Below are 17,766 nucleotides of genomic sequence, written 5' to 3' on the forward strand. Positions count from 1 at the left end.
ATCCTGTCAATCTAGGGGCTGAAAGTACGGCCCCGGGTGGTCAGTAAGGGGGCGACTCAGATGCCGAGCATGCGCTTGATGCGCGGAGCGTCGTCAGGGCTGACAACAGCGACACCGTCGAGACGACGGGTAACCCTGCTGGACTTGTGCTCGAGAAGGTGGCGACGGCCGGCCTTCTGGCGCATGAGCTTTCCGCTGCCGGACACCTTGAATCGCTTCGAGGCGCCGCTGTGGCTCTTCATCTTGGGCATGGAGTCCTCAGTTCTTGTTACGTGGTGGATCTTGGGAAATCGACTAGCTGGCCGGAGCCTCAGGAGCGGCATCGCCGGTCGCCGGTGCTTCCGGAGCTGCTTCACTGGAAGCCGGTGCGGCCGGAGCCGGACGCGGAGCAGCCTGAGCCACTGGCGCCTGAGCGCTCTCCTGCGCCTTGACACGAGTCTTGGCGCCCTTGTGCGGTGCCAGGACCATCGTCATGTTTCGGCCGTCCTGCTTTGCCGAGGTTTCGACGAATCCGAGATCTGCGACGTCTGCTCCCAGACGCTGCAGAAGGCGGTAGCCGAGTTCGGGGCGTGACTGCTCACGTCCGCGGAACATGATCGTGACCTTGACCTTGGAACCGGCTTCGAGGAAGCGAACGACGTTGCGCTTCTTGGTCTCGTAGTCGTGGTCGTCGATCTTGGGTCGGAGCTTCTGCTCCTTGATGACCGTCAGCTGCTGGTTCTTACGTGACTCACGTGCCTTCTGTGCAGCCTCGTACTTGAACTTGCCGTAGTCCATGATCTTGCAGACCGGTGGACGGGCGTCAGGAGCTACCTCGACCAGGTCGAGGTCGGCCTCAAGGGCCAAGCGGAGTGCATCTTCAACACGCACGATGCCTACCTGTTCGCCGCCAGGTCCGACCAAACGAACCTCGGGAACGCGGATACGATCGTTGATGCGGGTCTCAGTGCTGATGGGGCCTCCTAGGTTGAACGGTGCGGTCTTCATGACCGCACGCAGCCCGTACCGCCCGCACCCCAACAAAAAAGCCCCGCTGTGATGATTGCTCATCCGCGGGGCCCGATGTCGACCGATCACATAAGATCCAGCTCACGCCGAAACCTATCTCCTCGACTGAGCGAGGAACCTGACGAAGAATGATCTCCGATAACAGGTGACCGGAACCACTGAACTGCAGTTTCACCTGCCGCGCAGAGGTGGGAGTCGGACTCCACTTGCTGCCCCCGAACAAGTCGGAGGCGGTCGTTGCAACAAGAGTAACAGGTCGCCACGGATGAAAGAAATCGGTGCCGCTCCCAGTACTGCCGGGAGAGGCCCGATTCAACACCGTCACGGCCTGATGGAATCCTTACATCCATGAGTGAGAACTTCGAGGCAGAACAGAACACCGACGGCGCGAACCCCGACGTCCGCGAACTCTCCGAAGTTCCCGCGGTCGAGGTCATCAGCCGCGCTGCAGTGATGCTGATGAGTTCGGCTGCCGAAAAACTCGGCCTCTCCGACGCCGATCCGTCTTCCAGCCCCTACCTGGACCTCGACGAAGCGCGTCGAGTCATCACGGCACTTGCCGGACTCGTGACTGCGTCGGTCGAATACCTCGGCCCTCATGCCGGACCCATCCGTGAAGGCCTCCAAGCCCTGCAGCGCGCATTCCGTGAGGCCTCCTCGCACCCGGACGAGCCAGGAAAGGGACCGGGCGAGAAGTTCACCGGTCCGGTCTACTGAATTGGCAACCGCCAACAAGACTCAACCGACGCCCGAGGACGTCGACGCATTCATTTCACGCGTCGACGACCGCAAACGCGCCGACGCCGTGGAGCTGATCTCCCTGCTGTCGGCCGCAACCGGCGAGCCTGCTGTCATGTGGGGCTCGAGCATCATCGGATTCGGGGCACGGCACTACCGATATGCGAGTGGCCACGAAGGTGACACCCCACTGATCGGGTTCTCCCCCAGGGCCACCGCGCTCACGTTGTACTTGTCGCTGAACTTCGACGACTACACCGACACGCTCGCTCGCCTCGGCAAGCACAAAATCGGCAAGGGCTGCCTGTACGTCAAACGGCTGAGCGACGTCGATATGACGACCCTGACCGAACTGATCACGGATTCCGTTGCCGCAGCCCGCAACATGATCGACTGAGTCACTCACCTACGGGGAGAAACAGGCCGAGCGTCTTCGGGCGGTTGCCCGAAGACGGTCGAATCGCGTGGTGTGAAGTGATCGTTCGTCAGCGTGGCCCGACGCATTCGATCGAGTCGAAACCACCGCACCGCGTCGCGCTGGCGACACCAGCCGATAAGAAACCACCGCCCACGGTCCTGCGCCAGAATGTGCGGCTCAACTGCCCGCACCGTCTCCGCACCGTCCCCATCCACGTAGTGCAACGACACGACGCGACTCTGCTCGAGACCCTGCTCGACGGCCTGCCGGTTCGCGCGCGAATCCGTCAGAGCCCCGCCGTCACCGCGAATCCACACGCGGCCACCGAGCTCCGCGACCTTGCGACGACTCTCCTCGTCCATCACATCGAGCAGTTTCGCCAGCGCTGCTCGCCCATCCGGCGCAAACGGAGCATCACCCATCGCCGTCAAGGCCAACGCGATCGAAACTGCTTGCGGAACAGTGAAATTCACCGGCGGTAGCGTAGCGCGACCTACGAGTCGGTAACCACCCCCGGGGCCTGAGCGCGCTTCGATCGCCGCACCCGACATCATCAGCGTCTCGATATCCCTCTTGATCGTCCGGGTGGTGACACCGAATTCCTCGGACAATCGGGAGCACGTAGTCCCTCGATCGCCCTGTCGCCGAAGTTCCTCGACGAGAGCATGCAATCTCGCAGCTCGATTCACGTTCACCAGTGTCTCAGATTCCGATACCAAACGGTGACATAATTGGTGACACTCTGTTGTCACCAACCCGGGTGCACTGTGAGTACATGAAAACTCACATCGTTCTTGTTCCCGGATTCTGGCTCGGTTCATGGGCTTGGGATGCAGTACTCCCACACCTCGAACGTTCCGACACCCGCGTGACCAGCCTGACGCTGCCCGGGCTCGACGCAGTAGACACAGATCGATCAGCGGTCACCTTCGACGCTCACGTCCGTGCAGTCGTCGACGCCGTATCGGACTCCGACGAGCGCACGGTCTTGGTCGTACACAGCGGCGCCGGCCCGGTGGGGTACGCCGTCACCGATCGCATCCCGGATCGCGTCGCTCGGATCGTCTACGTCGACTCGGGCCCCATGCCCGACGGCGCGGCGCTGCGACCGGATCTGGCCGCTGACGTCGTCGAGATACCGCTGCCGACGTGGGCAGAACTTGAAGCAGACGGCAGCAGCCTCGAAGGACTCGACGAGAAGGCTCTCGAGGCGTTTCGCGCCGACGCCGTCCCCGAACCGGCCGGGCCGGCGCGTGAGCCGATTGTCCTGACGAACGAAAAGCGCTACCAGGTGCCGTCAACCGTCGTTTGCAGCACGTTCCCGTCCGCGGTGATTGCCCAGATGGCCGACGGAGGTCATCCGATGGCCGCCGAACTGGCGAAACTCCCCGTGACGTACGTCGACCTCCCGACCGGCCATTGGCCGATGTGGTCGCGCCCCGAAGACGTCGCCCAGGTGATCCTCGAGGCCGCCGCTTCCTGATCGACAAAGCAGTGATGCCGGATCGGATTCCGACCCGGCATCACTGACCGACTTCTACTTGCTCACCTTCTACTAGCTCACGGAAGCAGCTTTCTTCCGTGGCGCCGCCTTCTTTGCGGCAACTGCCTTCGTTGCACGCTTCTTGGTGATCGGCTTGGCCTTGACCGGCGCGTGCTGTGCGGTGAGAACCTCACTGAGGAACTTGCCCGTGTAGCTCTCGGGGACCGCGGCAACGTCCTCCGGGGTACCTTGCGCCACAACGGTTCCGCCGCCGGATCCACCTTCGGGCCCCATGTCGACGACCCAGTCCGACGTCTTGATCACGTCGAGGTTGTGCTCGATCACGATCACGCTGTTGCCCTTGTCCACCAGACCGTTGATCACGATCAGGAGCTTGCGGATGTCCTCGAAATGCAGACCCGTGGTGGGCTCGTCGAGGATGTACACCGTGCGACCGGTGGACCGCTTCTGCAATTCGGCGGCGAGCTTGACGCGCTGCGCTTCACCACCGGACAGAGTCGGAGCCGGCTGACCCAGTCGGACATAGCCCAGGCCGACGTCGACCAGCGTCTTGAGGTACCGGTGAATTGAGGTGACCGGCTGGAAGAACTCGGCTGCTTCCTCGATAGGCATGTCGAGTACCTCGGCGATCGACTTGCCCTTGTAGTGGACCTCGAGCGTTTCGCGGTTGTACCGGGCGCCGTGGCATACCTCGCAGGGCACGTACACGTCCGGCAGGAAATTCATCTCGATCTTCAGCGTTCCGTCGCCGGAGCACGCCTCGCAGCGTCCGCCCTTGACGTTGAACGAGAATCGGCCGGGCTGGTAACCGCGGACTTTCGCTTCCGTGGTGGCCGCGAACAGGGTTCGGATCTTGTCGAACACGCCGGTGTACGTCGCCGCGTTCGATCGTGGAGTCCGGCCGATCGGAGACTGATCGACCTGCACGAGCTTGTCCAGCTGATCGAGACCGTTGATTCGTGTGTGACGCCCAGGTACCTGGCGTGCACCGTTGAGTTTGTTCGCCATGACGGTCGCGAGGATGTCGTTGACCAACGTCGACTTGCCCGAACCGGAGACACCGGTGACAGCAGTGAGAACACCCAGCGGGAAACTCACGTCGATGCCGTCGAGATTGTGCTCGCGAGCTCCGACGACCGTGACCTGGCGTTTGCGGTCCACCGGTCGACGAATGGCCGGAACCTCGATGAAGCTACGACCTGACAGGTAGGCGCCGGTCAGAGATTCTTCACACGTCAGCAGTTCTTCGTATGGCCCGCTGTGGACGACCTTGCCGCCGTGCTCGCCGGCGTACGGTCCGATGTCGACTACCCAGTCGGATGTACGGATCGTGTCTTCGTCGTGCTCGACGACGATCAGCGTGTTGCCGAGGTCGCGCAAGCGCGTCAGGGTTTCGATCAGTCGTCGATTGTCACGCTGATGCAGGCCGATGGACGGCTCGTCGAGTACATACAGCACGCCGACGAGTCCGGAACCGATCTGCGTTGCCAAGCGGATTCGCTGGGCCTCGCCACCGGACAACGTGCCAGCGGCACGCGAGAGGGAAAGGTATTCCAAGCCGACGTCGAGCAGGAACCCGAGTCGTGCCTGAACTTCCTTGAGGACCTGACCCGCAATCGCCTCTTCGCGCGAACCGAGAGTGAGGCTGTTCAAGAAGTCCGCGCAATCGGAGATCGACAGTTCACAGACCTCGGCGATGGACTTACTGCCGAAGTCTCCCGCCGCGATAGTTACCGACAGGATTTCCGGGCGCAGGCGAGCACCACCACACGCCGGGCACGGCGTGTCGCGCATGTACCCGTCGTACCGTTCCTTCATCTGATCCGATTCGGTCTGCTCGAGCCGGCGATGCAGGAACGGCATCACACCTTCGAACTCCGCGTAGTAAGAACGGGTACGGCCGTACCGATTCTTGTACCGGACGTGAACCTGCTCCTCGCTGCCTTCGAGGATTGCTTTACGGGCCTTCGCCGGCAACTTGTTCCACGGCGTCTTCATGTCGAAACCGAGGATGTCGCCGAGGCCGGAGAGCAACCGTCCGAAGTACTCCGAACTCTGGCCCATCGACCACGGCGCGATTGCTCCGTCTTCGAGACTCAGGTCGGGATCGGGAACCACCAGATCCGGGTCGACCTCCTTGCGGATACCGAGGCCGGTGCATTCCGGGCAGGCGCCGTAGGGCGAGTTGAAGGAGAACGAGCGCGGTTCGAGATCGTCGATCGCGAGTGCGTGGCCATTCGGGCAGGCCAGCTTCTCGGAGAAACGACGCTCACGATCAGGTGCATTTTCTTCACGGTCGACGAAGTCGAGGACCACGATGCCTTCAGCCAAGCGAAGTGCGGTCTCGACCGAGTCGGTCAGGCGCTGCTTCGAACTCGCCTTGACCTGCAATCGGTCGACCACTACTTCGATGTCGTGCTTTTCCTGCTTCTTGAGCTTCGGCGGATCCGCCAGCGAATGGACGACACCGTCGACGCGCACTCGCGAGTAGCCCTGGGTGTTGAGCTGATCGAAGAGATCGACGAACTCGCCCTTACGAGTACGGACCACTGGTGCGAGGACCTGGAACTTGATGCCCTCCTCCATCTCGAGCACCTGGTCGACGATCTGCTGGGGCGTCTGACGTGCGATCTTCTCACCACACACCGGGCAGTGCGCCGAACCTGCGCGGGCATAGAGAAGTCGGAGGTAGTCGTAGACCTCGGTAATGGTGCCCACCGTCGAACGGGGGTTGCGGTTGGTCGACTTCTGGTCGATCGACACCGCAGGAGACAATCCCTCGATGAAGTCCACATCCGGCTTGTCCATCTGACCGAGGAACTGACGCGCGTATGCCGAGAGCGACTCGACGTAGCGGCGCTGACCTTCGGCGAAGATCGTGTCGAACGCGAGGCTGGACTTGCCGGAGCCGGACAACCCGGTGAAGACGATCAGGCTGTCTCGCGGGAGGTCGAGATCGACTCCTCGCAGATTGTGCTCACGCGCACCCCGCACGATCAGGCGATCCGCCACACCAATTCCCTTCATTGTCAATCGTCCGGGGCCGTCCCCCCGGAGAAGTCTCGAGTGGCCTCGCAAACGCGAGTCCTCGAGCGATCGTCATCGTAGGCCGAGCCACCGACACGTTTTTCTCACCAGGCGAGCCCATCGCTCTACCTGCCCCTATTCGAAGGTAGCCTGCGTTTCATGACGAATCAGCCCATCGTGATCGACGACTCCTACACCGGTCAGCTCTCCCCCGATTCTGCCCCTCAGCGGCGCACGGTCGAAGGCGCCGTCATCACGAAGATGTCGGTCGGCCCCATGGACAACAACACTTACCTCGTCGTCTGTTCCACGACCAGGAAATCTCTCCTGATCGATGCGGCCAACGAAGCCGAGAAGATCATCGCGCTCATCGCACAGGAAGCACCTGTTTTCGATTCCATCGTCACCACCCACCAGCACGGCGATCACTGGTTGGCCCTCGAAGACGTTCACGCCGCAACCAAGGTGCCGACCGCCGCGCACCCCCTCGACGCAGAGGTCCTTCCCGTCACCCCGGACGTACTCCTCGAAGACGGCGACAAGGTGACCGTTGGCAACTTGAGCCTCGACGTCATTCACCTGTCCGGCCACACGCCCGGCTCCATCGCGCTGGCTCTCACCGAACCGAGCGGACAGGTTCACCTCTTCACCGGCGACTCACTCTTCCCCGGCGGAGTAGGCAAGACCGCCGACCCCGAGAAGTTCACTTCTCTGCTCGACGACGTGGAAAACAGGCTGTTCGGAAGGTACGACGACGCGACCGTCGTCTACCCCGGGCATGGCAAGGACACGACGCTCGGCGCCGAGCGCCCGCACCTGGCGGAGTGGCGCGAACGCGGTTGGTGACGTTTCACCTGTTCCGTACTGGACCCAGCTAACCGACTTGGCTGTCGACCTGTTCACCGTTGACTCGAAGTCGTGGAAGCCAGGTCGACAGAGTCCCTTCCGTGAAGTCGTCACGACTGAATATGTAGTAGTCACCGTTCGGATAGACCGGGACACGCCACTCCGCAAGCTCCTTCGCAGCAGCGTGTGCCTCCGCGTCGAAGGTGTAGCCCGGATGCTGCCAATCCAGAACGACGAAGTTGGGATCGTCGTTCCAATCGGTGACAAAACAGCGCAGCGCTTCGGCGTTGATCGCATCCACGCGAGCGGCCCACGCCCCTGGAGTCGCAGCTGGCGCCGCACCCGAATCGAAGTCCGCGGACGGCGTCGGCTCAGCGATATCTTCGTGGCAACCACTCCATGGTGGTTGATCGGTGTGCATTGTGTGACACCTTCGAACACGCCGTATGCGGATACGCGGTAACGGATACTTCAGAACGGTGTGTCCGGATCAGTGGAGAAGTCATCGTCGCAGTACAGCGCGCTTCGGCGACCAGGAATCCGGCGACCGGGCCAGGCGTGCCGGGATCGCCGAACCGGACCAATTCCTTGTGAGATCGCTAGGGTGGAAAACGAACCTACATCGGGAGGCTTGAAACATGCTGGTACGTCGAATTGCTCGTCCACTGCTTTCCACGATCTTCATCGCCGGGGGAATCGATGCTTTGCGCAACCCTGCTCAGCGAGCAGCCAAAGCGTCACCGCTGATCGACAAATCCGTCGAGACGCTGCCAGGAGCAGTGACGCAGAAGGTGCCTGCTGATCCGGAAACACTCGTCAAGATCAACGCCGCCGTCCAGATCGGCGGCGGTGCGCTGCTGGCCACCGGCAAGGCGCCGCGGCTCGCGTCGTTGGTGCTCGCGGGGAGCCTGGTACCGACCACGCTTGCCGGTCACGACTTCTGGAACGAAACCGATCCGTCACTGCGAGCGATGCAGCGCACAAACTTCATCAAGAACGTCAGTTTGCTCGGCGGACTGATGATCGCCTCCGTCGACACCGAGGGCAAGCCGTCGCTCGGCTGGCGCGGCCGTCGCGCCGCGAAGAAGGCCCAGGCGTCTATCGCCGCAGCACTTCCTTTGGTCGCATCGCAGACCGATCACACGAGCGATCGCGTCGAGCATGCTCTGTCGGTGGCGTCCGAACGCGGTTCCGAGCTTGCCGAAACCGCGAAGGCACACGGCACGGATTGGCTCGAACTTGCGAAGGAGCGCAGCTCCGAGTTTGCGGAGATCGCGAGCAAGCGAGCCGCGGAATTCGGAGAGGTCGCCAAGGAACGCGGCCCGGACATCCTCGAAGTCGCGCAGAAGCGCGGCTCCGAACTGGCCGAGACCGCACGCGAGCGCAGCGCCGAACTGGCAGAGCTGGCGAGCAAGCGCAGCTCTGAGTTCGCCGAACTCGCCCTCGAGAAGAGCAACGAGTGGGCCGAAACGGCGTCGGAGCAGACCGAGGTGCTGGGTAAGCGTGCCCGAAAGCGCGCCGAGAAGGCGCTCGAAAAGGCTCGCGCCAAGAAGGACGAATTGACGCACTGAGTGCACCGAAAACACGGTCAGGCCACCTTCGGGTGGCCTGACCTGTATCTATGCGGCAGTTCATCTGGGGGAACTAGACTGTCTTGGCGCTTTTGCAGCGCGTGAATTTCTCATCAAGCCTAGGAGATCCTTTGCCCGACGCGGACCCGTCACTGAACGAGCAAGAGCTCGAGCAGCAGTACGTGACGATGTTGTACTCCCGTCTCGACGATCTTCGAAAGTATGCCCAAACTCGCTTGAGCACGGTGCTCCTCGAGACCGGCGGAACCCCGCAAGCACGCAGTGAACGCGAATCCTTCAATGCCATGTACACCGAGGATCTCGCCAAGTACGACGCAGCCGAGAACGGAATGTGTTTCGGACGCATCGACTTCGACGACGAGCGACGCTACGTCGGCCGACTCGGAATTCTGGACACCGACAACGACTACGAAACGCTACTGCTCGACTGGCGAGCTCCGATGGCACGCCCGTTCTATCTGGCGACGCCCGCGGCACCTGAGGGCGTCAAGCGACGACGCCATATCCGCAGTCGGAGCCGAACAGTCACCGGAATCAACGACGAATACCTGGACCTCGACGCTGCCCGAGCCGCCGGCGTGGTGACCGAAGCCGGTGGCGTCGCCGGTGAGAGCGCACTCCTGGACGCTCTGAACGCAGCGCGTACGGGTCAGATGAACGACATCGTCGAGACCATTCAGAGTGAGCAGGATGCCATCATCCGCTCCGAGCACAAAAGCGTTCTGGTGGTCCAGGGCGGTCCGGGTACCGGCAAAACCGCAGTCGCCCTTCACCGTGCCGCCTTCTTGCTCTACACCTACCGCCAGCAACTGGCCAAAGCCGGTGTTCTCATCATCGGGCCGAACGCGACGTTCCTCGACTACATCAGCCAGGTCCTTCCTTCACTCGGTGAGACCGGAGTTCTACTCTCGACGATCGGGGACCTGTACCCCGGAGTGCGTGCGACTCGTACGGATTCCCTCGCCGCCGGTGAGATCAAGGGTTCCCTCGCGATCCTCGACGTACTCAAGAACGCCGTCCGGGATCGGCAGGAAGTTCCGTCGAAGCCGATAACCCTTCGATTCGACACGTACGACTTGAAACTGGATCGCAAGACTGTCACGAAGGCGCGCGGGCGCGCTCGGTCGTCGCGTCGCCCACACAACCTGGCGCGCCCGATCTTCGTGGCAGCAGTCATCGAGGCGTTGGCACTGCAGATGGCCGAACTCATCGGCGGAAACCTCGTCGACGGTGGGTCACTCCTCAGTCGGGACGACATCGCCGACATTCGCGACGAGATGCGTGAGGACCCTGACATCATGTCCGCCATCGGAAAGCTGTGGCCCGAATTGTCGCCGCAGCAAATCCTCGCGGAACTGTGGACGTCGCCGGCGAGGTTGGCCAAGGCAGCGCCGCAACTCGACGACGCCCAACGCGACGAGCTTCTGCAGAGCGTCGGACCGGGTTTCAGTGCGGCCGATGCTCCCCTGCTCGACGAACTGGCCGAGATTCTCGGCGTCGACGACGCCGCCGAACGCGAACGCGCACAACGTGAATGGCGCGCGCAGATCGCCGACGCCCAGGGCGCCCTCGACATCCTCACCGGGTCTGCACCACAGGATCTCGAAGACGAGATGGATCCCGAGATCTTGATGGCGTACGACTTGATCGACGCCAGCCAACTCGCCCAACGCCACGATCAGGGCCAGCGCCAGACCACGGCAGAACGCGCTGCCGGCGACCGAACCTGGACCTACGGTCACGTGATCGTCGACGAAGCCCAAGAGCTCTCCGAAATGGCGTGGCGAATGCTGATGCGACGCATACCGAATCGCTGGATGACGTTGGTCGGCGATACAGCTCAGACCGGTGATCCCGCGGGAACTTCGTCCTGGCAGAAGATTCTCGAGCCTTACGTCGCCAAGCGCTGGAAGCTCACCGAACTGACCGTCAACTACCGAACTCCCTCGGAGATCATGGATGTCGCGCACCGTGTGCTCGAAGAGATCGACCCGGAGCAATCCGTGCCCCGGTCGGTACGCGACAGCGGATTCGCGCCGTGGGCGCTCAAGACCACGGCCGAAGAATTGGAATCGACCGTGCGCCGTTGCATCGAGTCCGAGTCGCATCCCGGTATCACCGCAGTGATCGCCGGTTCCGAGGTCGTTGCCGATCTGGCGGGCATTGCGAGTGACACCGTAAGCGTCCTGTCCGTCAAGGACGTCAAGGGACTCGAGTTCGACACAGTGTTGATCGTCGAACCTGCCGACATTCTCGACGAGTCACCACGCGGAATGAACGACCTCTACGTCGCATTGACCCGCGCTACCCAGAGGCTCGGCATCATTCACGTCGAGTCGCTCCCCTCGGTTCTCGACGGCGTCGAAGCAGCAGAGTTGGCCTTCGATTCGTGAGCATCACGGAGTAGGTTCGTGCGTGACACCACGAATGGTGGTGTCACTCCAATTTGTGTCGACGACTGAAGGAATGACCCCTCGTGCTTGGCCTGCCCGCAAGTTCCGCCGCACCCATCCGCAAGATCGCTCGCGTGGTGATCGGCGTCGGGATGCTTGCGGCGGTGACAGCCGGTTGCTCAGAGGATGATTCGAGTTCGACGGCTACTGCAGGCAGCGACGACATCGCTGCTGTTGCTGCCGCACCGACCGAAAAACCGGTAGACGAGGCAGAAAGGCTGCGGGCGGCGCTTGCGTCTACCGGGGTCACGTCCGCCTTTTCCGACGACATGTTGCAGGCGCTCGGTGACGGCGTCTGCCAGCAGCTCGCGGCCGGAACGGATCGAGCGATGATCATCGCGAATCTGCGGGCGGTATCGCTGAACGGAGCAAGCGAACCAATGGTCACCTCCGGAAACGGCTCGGCCGCATCGACAACACCCCCCAGCGCCGATCAGCTGGCTGAAGTGTTCGTCGATGCGGCCGAGGCCGACTACTGCCGGTAGTTCAGCGAACGGTGTGCACGATCAGGACATCGGACGTCGCCTTGCGAGCGGCATCGGAAGGCACCGATCCGAGTAGACGCCCGGTCAACGTGTTCAATCCGCGATTTCCGACGACCAGCAAGTCGCCCTTCACCTCGTCGAGCAAAGCGAGAAGCGATTCGACGGGAGCGCCGACGACGGCGCGCTCGACAACATCCTTTGCCCCCTGGGCATGTGCGCGCTCACGAGCGGTGCGAAGGATCTCGTAGGTCGGAGCGGAACCGGTGACCTGGTAGGCCTCGTTACCCAACGCATCAGCGGCAGCGCTCACGTCCTTGGGATCAGCCGGGTAGTACGCACACGCGATGACGAGCTGAGCGTCCGAGCCACTGGCAATGGCGGCAGCTCTGTCGACTGCCTTCAGTGACGACTCGGAGCCATCGGTTCCTACGACAACGGTCCGGTAGGCACTCATTCATTCCTCCATGGTTACGGGACGGACGGTACGGCCGGCACCGGGCGCAACGCTGTTGCGCCCGCTCGACAACCGCTGCGCTGACATTAGCGGGATTGTGCCGCGGATAGTGTTATTTGCAGTACACGCCACAAGCCCACAGTGAATGTGATTCTTCGTCACAGACACATTTGTTCGGTGGTGACCACTCAGCGAAGTTTGCCAAAGCGGGGCCCGAACAGCGCCGCCGGAAATACTTCCTGCTCGACCAGGGCGGTACGCCACGGCGTCGCCAATTCCAGCAACCGCTTGGCACCCTCCTCACCCAGCGCATCCCACGGAGCCAAAGCGAGGTCGTCCGTCAGGTCTTCGACGACGTCACGCAAGTCCTGCCCGTCCTCGGTCAGCGCACCGGACGAACGATCCAGCAGTTCGCGGTCCTTCAAACTCTCGACGGCCTCGTCCCACTGTTCCTGCGACCATCCACGGCGAGTCTGCGCGAATTTGCGCTGAAACCCGATTCCCGTCGCGGTGTGCGTGATCAACGCGTCCAGGCCGTTCAATCCCGCGGTCTGAAGGGCCGCAATGTGGCCGTCACCGCGATACTCACGCAGCAGTGTCAGCGCGTGCCAGAAACGCAGGTGCGGTTCGGCCGGCCAGTCGAGCGACGCCCAACCCGCGTACAGAGGGCGGCCGTCCACTCCGGGGATGTTCTGAGCCGCGATCGACACGAGTTCGGCGGCCTCGGCCATGTCTGCCGATCCTGTCACGTCCGCACCGAACAGGCGGACGTACGCCGCGTCGACTGCCCGATACCGCGCGGCGACAACCTCTGTGGCCCTTGCCAATTCCCAGGCACGTGGGATGACACTGGCGATCAATTCAGGATTGAAGTTGAAGAAGGTGGCCGTGACGACAGTCGCGGGTGGAGCGCCGAGCGGAGCTGATCGCCCGGCAAAGTACACCATTCGGCCAGGCTCCAACCCGACGCCGACAAGTTCCTTCTCTGTCTCCGGGACGAAGTACGCCAAGGAATGGAGAAGTTCGAGAGTCCGCGCGGTCTTGCCTGCAGTCTGTGCATCCATACCTGAAACCGTAGCGGTCGAAAGCACGAACGCACGCGAGGCGACCTACTTGAGACCCGCGGCGTCCATTCCTCGAAGCTCCTTCTTCAAATCCGAGATTTCGTCTCGCAATCGCCCAGCCAACTCGAACTGAAGGTCACGTGCAGCGTTCATCATCTGATCGGTGAGTTCCTTGACCAGATCTGCCAATTCGGCCCGAGGCATCGATTTGGTGTCGCGCCCCTCGTACACACCCGCACTGACCGCACGACCGGCCTCACCCTGCGCACGCCGACCACGCGTCGCATTGCGACCCGAACCACCGACGTCCACGGACGCCGCAGTGTCCTCTGCCTCCTCGTACACCTGATCGAGAATGTCCGCGATCTTCTTGCGTAGAGGTTGTGGGTCGACGCCCATCTTCTCGTTGTAGGCGACCTGCTTCTCGCGTCGTCGCTCGGTTTCCTCGATGGCCTGCGCCATGGAAGCGGTGATCTTGTCCGCATACATGTGCACTTGACCGGATACATTTCGAGCCGCTCGGCCGATCGTCTGAATGAGGCTGGTGGAGCTACGTAGGAAACCTTCTTTGTCGGCATCGAGAATCGCGACCAGCGACACCTCGGGAAGGTCGAGTCCCTCACGCAGGAGGTTGATGCCGACCAGCACGTCGTACTCCCCCAGGCGGAGCTGACGGAGCAACTCGACTCGCCGGAGCGTATCGATATCCGAGTGCAGGTAGCGGACGCGAATACCGAGTTCGAGCAGGTAATCGGTCAGATCTTCCGACATCTTCTTGGTCAACGTCGTGACCAGCACACGCTCGTCACGTTCCGCTCGCTCGCGGATTTCGTGAACGAGATCGTCGATCTGTCCCTTGGTGGGTTTGACGATGACCTCGGGATCGATCAATCCGGTCGGGCGGATCACCTGCTCGACGAACTCACCGCCGGACTGACCCAACTCGTACTTACCTGGTGTCGCCGACAAGTAGACGGTCTGACCGATCCGCTGACTGAATTCTTCCCAAGTCAGAGGGCGGTTGTCTGTTGCCGACGGTAGCCGGAATCCGAACTCGACCAGGTTTCGCTTGCGCGACATATCGCCCTCGTACATGGCGCCGATCTGAGGAACCGTCACGTGCGACTCGTCGATGACCAGAAGGAAATCTTCCGGGAAGTAGTCGATCAAGGTTGCGGGGGCAGTTCCAGGGCCACGGCCGTCGATGTGGCGCGAGTAGTTCTCGATGCCGGAGCAGAATCCGACCTGTTTGATCATCTCGAGGTCGTATTGCGTACGCATGCGCAGACGCTGAGCCTCGAGGAGCTTGCCCTTGCCTTCGAGTTCGGCGAGTCGCTCTTCGAGTTCCGCCTCGATGTCCTTGGCGGCACGCTCCATGCGTTCAGGGCCGGCGACGTAGTGCGTCGCCGGGAAGATACGAACCGTGTCGACCTGGCGAACGATGTCACCAGTCAGTGGATGGAGGTAGTACAGTGCCTCGATCTCGTCACCGAAGAATTCGATGCGGACCGCCAGCTCTTCGTACGACGGAATGATCTCGACCGTGTCGCCGCGCACGCGGAACGAACCTCGCGTGAACGCCATGTCGTTGCGGTTGTACTGAACGTCGACGAGCAGACGCAGGAACGCATCCCGCGGTACCTCCACACCGACGTCCAGCTGAATCGAGCGATCGAGGTACGACTGCGGTGTACCGAGGCCGTAGATGCACGACACCGAGGCCACCACGACCACGTCCCGTCGTGACAGAAGGCTGGACGTCGCCGAGTGGCGCAGCCGCTCGACATCGTCGTTGACGGACGAATCCTTCTCGATGTAGGTGTCCGTCTGGGCGATGTACGCCTCGGGTTGGTAGTAGTCGTAGTACGAGACGAAGTACTCGACCGCGTTGTTGGGTAGCATTTCCCGAAGCTCGTTCGCGAGCTGAGCCGCCAAAGTCTTGTTCGGAGCCATCACCAGAGCTGGGCGCTGCAGCTTCTCGATCAACCACGCAGTCGTGGCCGACTTACCGGTACCGGTCGCACCGAGGAGGACTACGTCCTTCTCCCCCTCGTTGATCCGTTTCTCCAGCTCGGCGATAGCTGCCGGCTGATCGCCTGCCGGTTCGTACGGGCTGACGACCTCGAAGCGCGCGTCTGAGCGCTCGATGTCACCAACCGGCCGAAACTCGGAATGCGCGACCACGGGATGTTCGGAAGCAAACGCCATGAAACCAGGGTAAGCGCACCTACCGACACAATGCCCGCTCGTCCGCGTTCAGCCGAAAATGCAGTTCGGCGGTAGGTTCTTCGACCATGAGCGAGGAACGTCCCCACATTCACCGGCCGAAGGTCGAAACCTTCGACATCGCAGCTCGCACCAACGTCGATCCCAAGGGCTTCGTTCGCCCGGTCGAGCACTACCGCGAAGAACCGTGGGGGCTGTACATGGCGCGCCACGCCGACCATCCCCGGTTTCACTACCTGGAGTCCTGGATCATTCCCGAACTCGGAATTCGGGCGTCGATCCTGCACTTCACCCCGGAACACATCCGAGACTGGGATTTCTATGTCGACATCGGCGACTTCATCCGCGGCGACCAGGTCTGGACGTCCGAGGACCACTACCTCGACCTGATCGTGCAGACCGGACGCAGCGTCGAATTGCTCGACGTCGACGAATTGCTCGAGGCGAACACCGCCGGGATTCTCGACCCGAAGACGTCAGAGCGTGCGATGCTGAACGCGGCCCGCGCTATCGAGGGCATCGCCGCCCACGGTCACGATCTCGACGCCTGGCTCACCTCGGTGGGCATGCCGGTCACGTGGCGCTGAGTGGTTAGAGGGACCAGCCTGATTTCTCGGCCCACTCCCATGCCCGGTGGAAAGCGACGTCGAACCACGGCGTCTTGACTCCCAGGTAGGCATCGATCGCAGCGGCGTAGTCGTCGATGCCGGCGGCACTCTCGGCTGCCTTGACCTTGAGTTCGGCATATTCGGCACGCGCCGCTGCGTCGGCGCGAAGCCAGTCACGGAAGAGGATCGCGAACTGCTGACCCGGCCAACCATCCACCCGAATGTGGATGTTCGCGCGGCGCCCTGGATCGGCGCTTCCGTGAATTCGCTTCGCCCACACCGCCGGATCGGTCTCGCCACCGAGGTACGACGGTTTCGGGTCGTCGGCGACGATGTGCTCGATCCGGGGGAACCCGGCAGCGGCCAGATCTTCCGCGAGGTCGTCGGCAACGCCGAGGTGCTCGACAGTGATCTGAATGTCGATCACGTCCTTGGCATCGAGACCAGGCACTGCGGTCGATCCGATGTGATCGATACGGCGCGCACGGTCACCGGACGCCAACGACAACCGGCCGATGATTCGTTCGGCCTGCGCCGGCCACGACGGGTCGGCTGGAGTCAGCTCGGGCAGTGCGCGCACTACCGTGCCCTCGCGGAGGTTCTTCTCGAAGGGAACAAGTCGATTCGCCCACAAGTCGCGGACCACGTCGTCGAGTGAACCCGGCTCTCCGCTGTTGTCGAGCCACACGTCGGCAACAGCACGACGCTGATCGTCATTTGCCTGCGCTGCGATGCGCGCACGAGCGTCGGATTCAGGCATGCCGCGCGAGCCCACCAAGCGCCGAACTCGTTCCTCCTCGTCGACGTAAACGATGACGACCAGATTGAATGCCGGCGCCATCGAACCCTCGACCAACAGCGGAATATCTTGAACGAGCACTGCATCCGACGGCGCAGACGAAATCTGCTCCATCGTCCGCGCACCGATCAGTGGGTGGAGGATGCCGTTGAGAGTTCCGCGTGACGTGTCGTCGGCAAACGCCAACGACGCCAGCGCGGGTCGGTTGAGGCTGCCGTCCTCGGACAGAATCCCGTCGCCGAATGCATCGACCAGAGCGGCAAGTCCCGGAGTACCGGGCTCGACCACTTCTCGGGCGATCAGGTCGGCGTCGACGATGACGGCTCCCAGTTCGCTGAGGATTTTCGACACTGTCGACTTACCGGCTCCGATGCCTCCAGTGAGGCCAACTCTCAACACACTCGACAGTCTCTCATCTCCGCGCCCGAGAGATTCAGACACGCCTACTGATCGAACACGCCGGGGCGTTCGAGGCTCAAATACCACAATTTCGGTGACCGTGCGGTTATGTTCTAGCGAACGCACCTGTACCTGCACCTTCTCG

General features: G+C 62.2%; 17 protein-coding genes. 8 read left to right on the forward strand and 9 right to left on the reverse strand.

Going from position 1 to position 17,766, the window contains the following annotated elements; translation table 11 throughout:
• Positions 1–56: 56 nt before the first annotated feature.
• Both rpmI and infC read right to left on the reverse strand, forming a co-directional pair.
• The gene (gene rpmI, locus ABH939_RS12840) at positions 57–251 is read right to left on the reverse strand and encodes a 50S ribosomal protein L35 (protein WP_003944043.1); all 195 of its coding nucleotides are present in this window, start codon (positions 249–251) and stop codon (positions 57–59) included.
• A 43-nt stretch (positions 252–294) separates the two neighbouring features.
• Positions 295–987 carry a translation initiation factor IF-3 gene (gene infC / locus ABH939_RS12845; protein ID WP_003944008.1) on the reverse strand — a complete coding sequence of 231 codons (693 nt, stop codon included), beginning with the start codon at positions 985–987 and terminating at the stop codon, positions 295–297.
• Positions 988–1,356: 369 nt separating this feature from the next.
• On the opposite strand from infC, the gene ABH939_RS12850 reads away from it, so the two are divergent.
• Positions 1,357–1,725, forward strand: a complete 369-nt coding sequence (locus ABH939_RS12850) for a DUF1844 domain-containing protein (protein WP_007736262.1) — start codon at positions 1,357–1,359, stop codon at positions 1,723–1,725.
• A 1-nt stretch (position 1,726) separates the two neighbouring features.
• Entirely contained in the window at positions 1,727–2,143 is a 417-nt protein-coding gene (locus ABH939_RS12855; RefSeq protein WP_007736263.1) for a DUF1801 domain-containing protein, read from the forward strand.
• A 5-nt stretch (positions 2,144–2,148) separates the two neighbouring features.
• Here the strand turns inward: ABH939_RS12855 and ABH939_RS12860 are convergent, their stop codons facing one another.
• Positions 2,149–2,859, reverse strand: coding sequence for a YafY family protein (locus ABH939_RS12860; protein ID WP_007736264.1), 711 nt, complete (start codon positions 2,857–2,859; stop codon positions 2,149–2,151).
• Positions 2,860–2,939: 80 nt separating this feature from the next.
• Here ABH939_RS12860 and ABH939_RS12865 point away from each other — a divergent pair, with 80 nt between their 5' ends.
• Positions 2,940–3,647: an alpha/beta fold hydrolase gene (locus ABH939_RS12865; RefSeq protein WP_404649680.1), complete on the forward strand. Its 708-nt coding sequence runs from the start codon at positions 2,940–2,942 to the stop codon at positions 3,645–3,647.
• Positions 3,648–3,719: 72 nt separating this feature from the next.
• On the opposite strand, the gene uvrA is transcribed toward ABH939_RS12865, so the two are convergent.
• Positions 3,720–6,680, reverse strand: coding sequence for an excinuclease ABC subunit UvrA (uvrA, locus tag ABH939_RS12870; protein WP_024487477.1), 2,961 nt, complete (start codon positions 6,678–6,680; stop codon positions 3,720–3,722).
• Positions 6,681–6,854: 174 nt separating this feature from the next.
• Between uvrA and ABH939_RS12875 the strand changes: the two genes are divergently transcribed.
• Positions 6,855–7,541: an MBL fold metallo-hydrolase gene (locus ABH939_RS12875; RefSeq protein ID WP_404649681.1), complete on the forward strand. Its 687-nt coding sequence runs from the start codon at positions 6,855–6,857 to the stop codon at positions 7,539–7,541.
• Positions 7,542–7,569: 28 nt separating this feature from the next.
• Here the strand turns inward: ABH939_RS12875 and ABH939_RS12880 are convergent, their stop codons facing one another.
• Positions 7,570–7,962, reverse strand: coding sequence for a DUF2716 domain-containing protein (locus tag ABH939_RS12880; protein ID WP_404649682.1), 393 nt, complete (start codon positions 7,960–7,962; stop codon positions 7,570–7,572).
• 217 nt (positions 7,963–8,179) lie between these two features.
• On the opposite strand from ABH939_RS12880, the gene ABH939_RS12885 reads away from it, so the two are divergent.
• The 3 genes from ABH939_RS12885 (at position 8,180) to ABH939_RS12895 (ending at position 12,071) form a co-directional block, all read left to right on the forward strand.
• Entirely contained in the window at positions 8,180–9,112 is a 933-nt protein-coding gene (locus ABH939_RS12885; RefSeq protein WP_003944048.1) for a DoxX family protein, read from the forward strand.
• Positions 9,113–9,243: 131 nt separating this feature from the next.
• Positions 9,244–11,526 (forward strand): ATP-binding domain-containing protein, encoded by a 2,283-nt coding sequence (locus ABH939_RS12890; RefSeq protein ID WP_007728751.1) that lies wholly within the window; start codon positions 9,244–9,246, stop codon positions 11,524–11,526.
• An 83-nt stretch (positions 11,527–11,609) separates the two neighbouring features.
• Complete coding sequence (locus ABH939_RS12895) at positions 11,610–12,071, forward strand: hypothetical protein (RefSeq protein ID WP_404649683.1); 462 nt, start codon at positions 11,610–11,612, stop codon at positions 12,069–12,071.
• A gap of 1 nt (position 12,072) precedes the next feature.
• On the opposite strand, the gene ABH939_RS12900 is transcribed toward ABH939_RS12895, so the two are convergent.
• The 3 genes from ABH939_RS12900 to uvrB all read right to left on the reverse strand — a co-directional run bounded on the left by ABH939_RS12900 (position 12,073) and on the right by uvrB (position 15,797).
• Positions 12,073–12,525 carry a universal stress protein gene (locus ABH939_RS12900; protein ID WP_003944055.1) on the reverse strand — a complete coding sequence of 151 codons (453 nt, stop codon included), beginning with the start codon at positions 12,523–12,525 and terminating at the stop codon, positions 12,073–12,075.
• Between the two features lie 188 nt (positions 12,526–12,713).
• Positions 12,714–13,589: a hypothetical protein gene (locus tag ABH939_RS12905; RefSeq protein WP_404649684.1), complete on the reverse strand. Its 876-nt coding sequence runs from the start codon at positions 13,587–13,589 to the stop codon at positions 12,714–12,716.
• A 45-nt stretch (positions 13,590–13,634) separates the two neighbouring features.
• Entirely contained in the window at positions 13,635–15,797 is a 2,163-nt protein-coding gene (gene uvrB / locus ABH939_RS12910) for an excinuclease ABC subunit UvrB (RefSeq protein WP_007728743.1), read from the reverse strand.
• Between the two features lie 86 nt (positions 15,798–15,883).
• On the opposite strand from uvrB, the gene ABH939_RS12915 reads away from it, so the two are divergent.
• Positions 15,884–16,402, forward strand: coding sequence for a DUF402 domain-containing protein (locus ABH939_RS12915; protein WP_003944071.1), 519 nt, complete (start codon positions 15,884–15,886; stop codon positions 16,400–16,402).
• 4 nt (positions 16,403–16,406) lie between these two features.
• Here ABH939_RS12915 and coaE read toward each other — a convergent pair whose 3' ends face one another.
• Positions 16,407–17,621 (reverse strand): dephospho-CoA kinase, encoded by a 1,215-nt coding sequence (coaE, locus tag ABH939_RS12920; protein ID WP_404649685.1) that lies wholly within the window; start codon positions 17,619–17,621, stop codon positions 16,407–16,409.
• Between the last annotated feature and the right edge of the window lie 145 nt (positions 17,622–17,766).

The organism is Rhodococcus sp. 27YEA6 (assembly GCF_044908235.1).
In the GTDB taxonomy this organism is placed as follows: Bacteria; Actinomycetota; Actinomycetes; order Mycobacteriales; family Mycobacteriaceae; genus Rhodococcus_F; species Rhodococcus_F qingshengii.

What these genes read in the sequence shown, in the direction of transcription:
- rpmI (WP_003944043.1), bottom strand. Translation starts at nt 251, where the DNA reads ATGCCCAAGATGAAGAGCCACAGCGGCGCCTCGAAGCGATTCAAGGTG.
- infC (WP_003944008.1), bottom strand. Translation starts at nt 987, where the DNA reads ATGAAGACCGCACCGTTCAACCTAGGAGGCCCCATCAGCACTGAGACC.
- ABH939_RS12850 (WP_007736262.1), top strand. Translation starts at nt 1,357, where the DNA reads ATGAGTGAGAACTTCGAGGCAGAACAGAACACCGACGGCGCGAACCCC.
- ABH939_RS12865 (WP_404649680.1), top strand. Translation starts at nt 2,940, where the DNA reads ATGAAAACTCACATCGTTCTTGTTCCCGGATTCTGGCTCGGTTCATGG.
- ABH939_RS12875 (WP_404649681.1), top strand. Translation starts at nt 6,855, where the DNA reads ATGACGAATCAGCCCATCGTGATCGACGACTCCTACACCGGTCAGCTC.
- ABH939_RS12880 (WP_404649682.1), bottom strand. Translation starts at nt 7,962, where the DNA reads ATGCACACCGATCAACCACCATGGAGTGGTTGCCACGAAGATATCGCT.
- ABH939_RS12885 (WP_003944048.1), top strand. Translation starts at nt 8,180, where the DNA reads ATGCTGGTACGTCGAATTGCTCGTCCACTGCTTTCCACGATCTTCATC.
- ABH939_RS12900 (WP_003944055.1), bottom strand. Translation starts at nt 12,525, where the DNA reads ATGAGTGCCTACCGGACCGTTGTCGTAGGAACCGATGGCTCCGAGTCG.
- ABH939_RS12905 (WP_404649684.1), bottom strand. Translation starts at nt 13,589, where the DNA reads ATGGATGCACAGACTGCAGGCAAGACCGCGCGGACTCTCGAACTTCTC.
- uvrB (WP_007728743.1), bottom strand. Translation starts at nt 15,797, where the DNA reads ATGGCGTTTGCTTCCGAACATCCCGTGGTCGCGCATTCCGAGTTTCGG.
- ABH939_RS12915 (WP_003944071.1), top strand. Translation starts at nt 15,884, where the DNA reads ATGAGCGAGGAACGTCCCCACATTCACCGGCCGAAGGTCGAAACCTTC.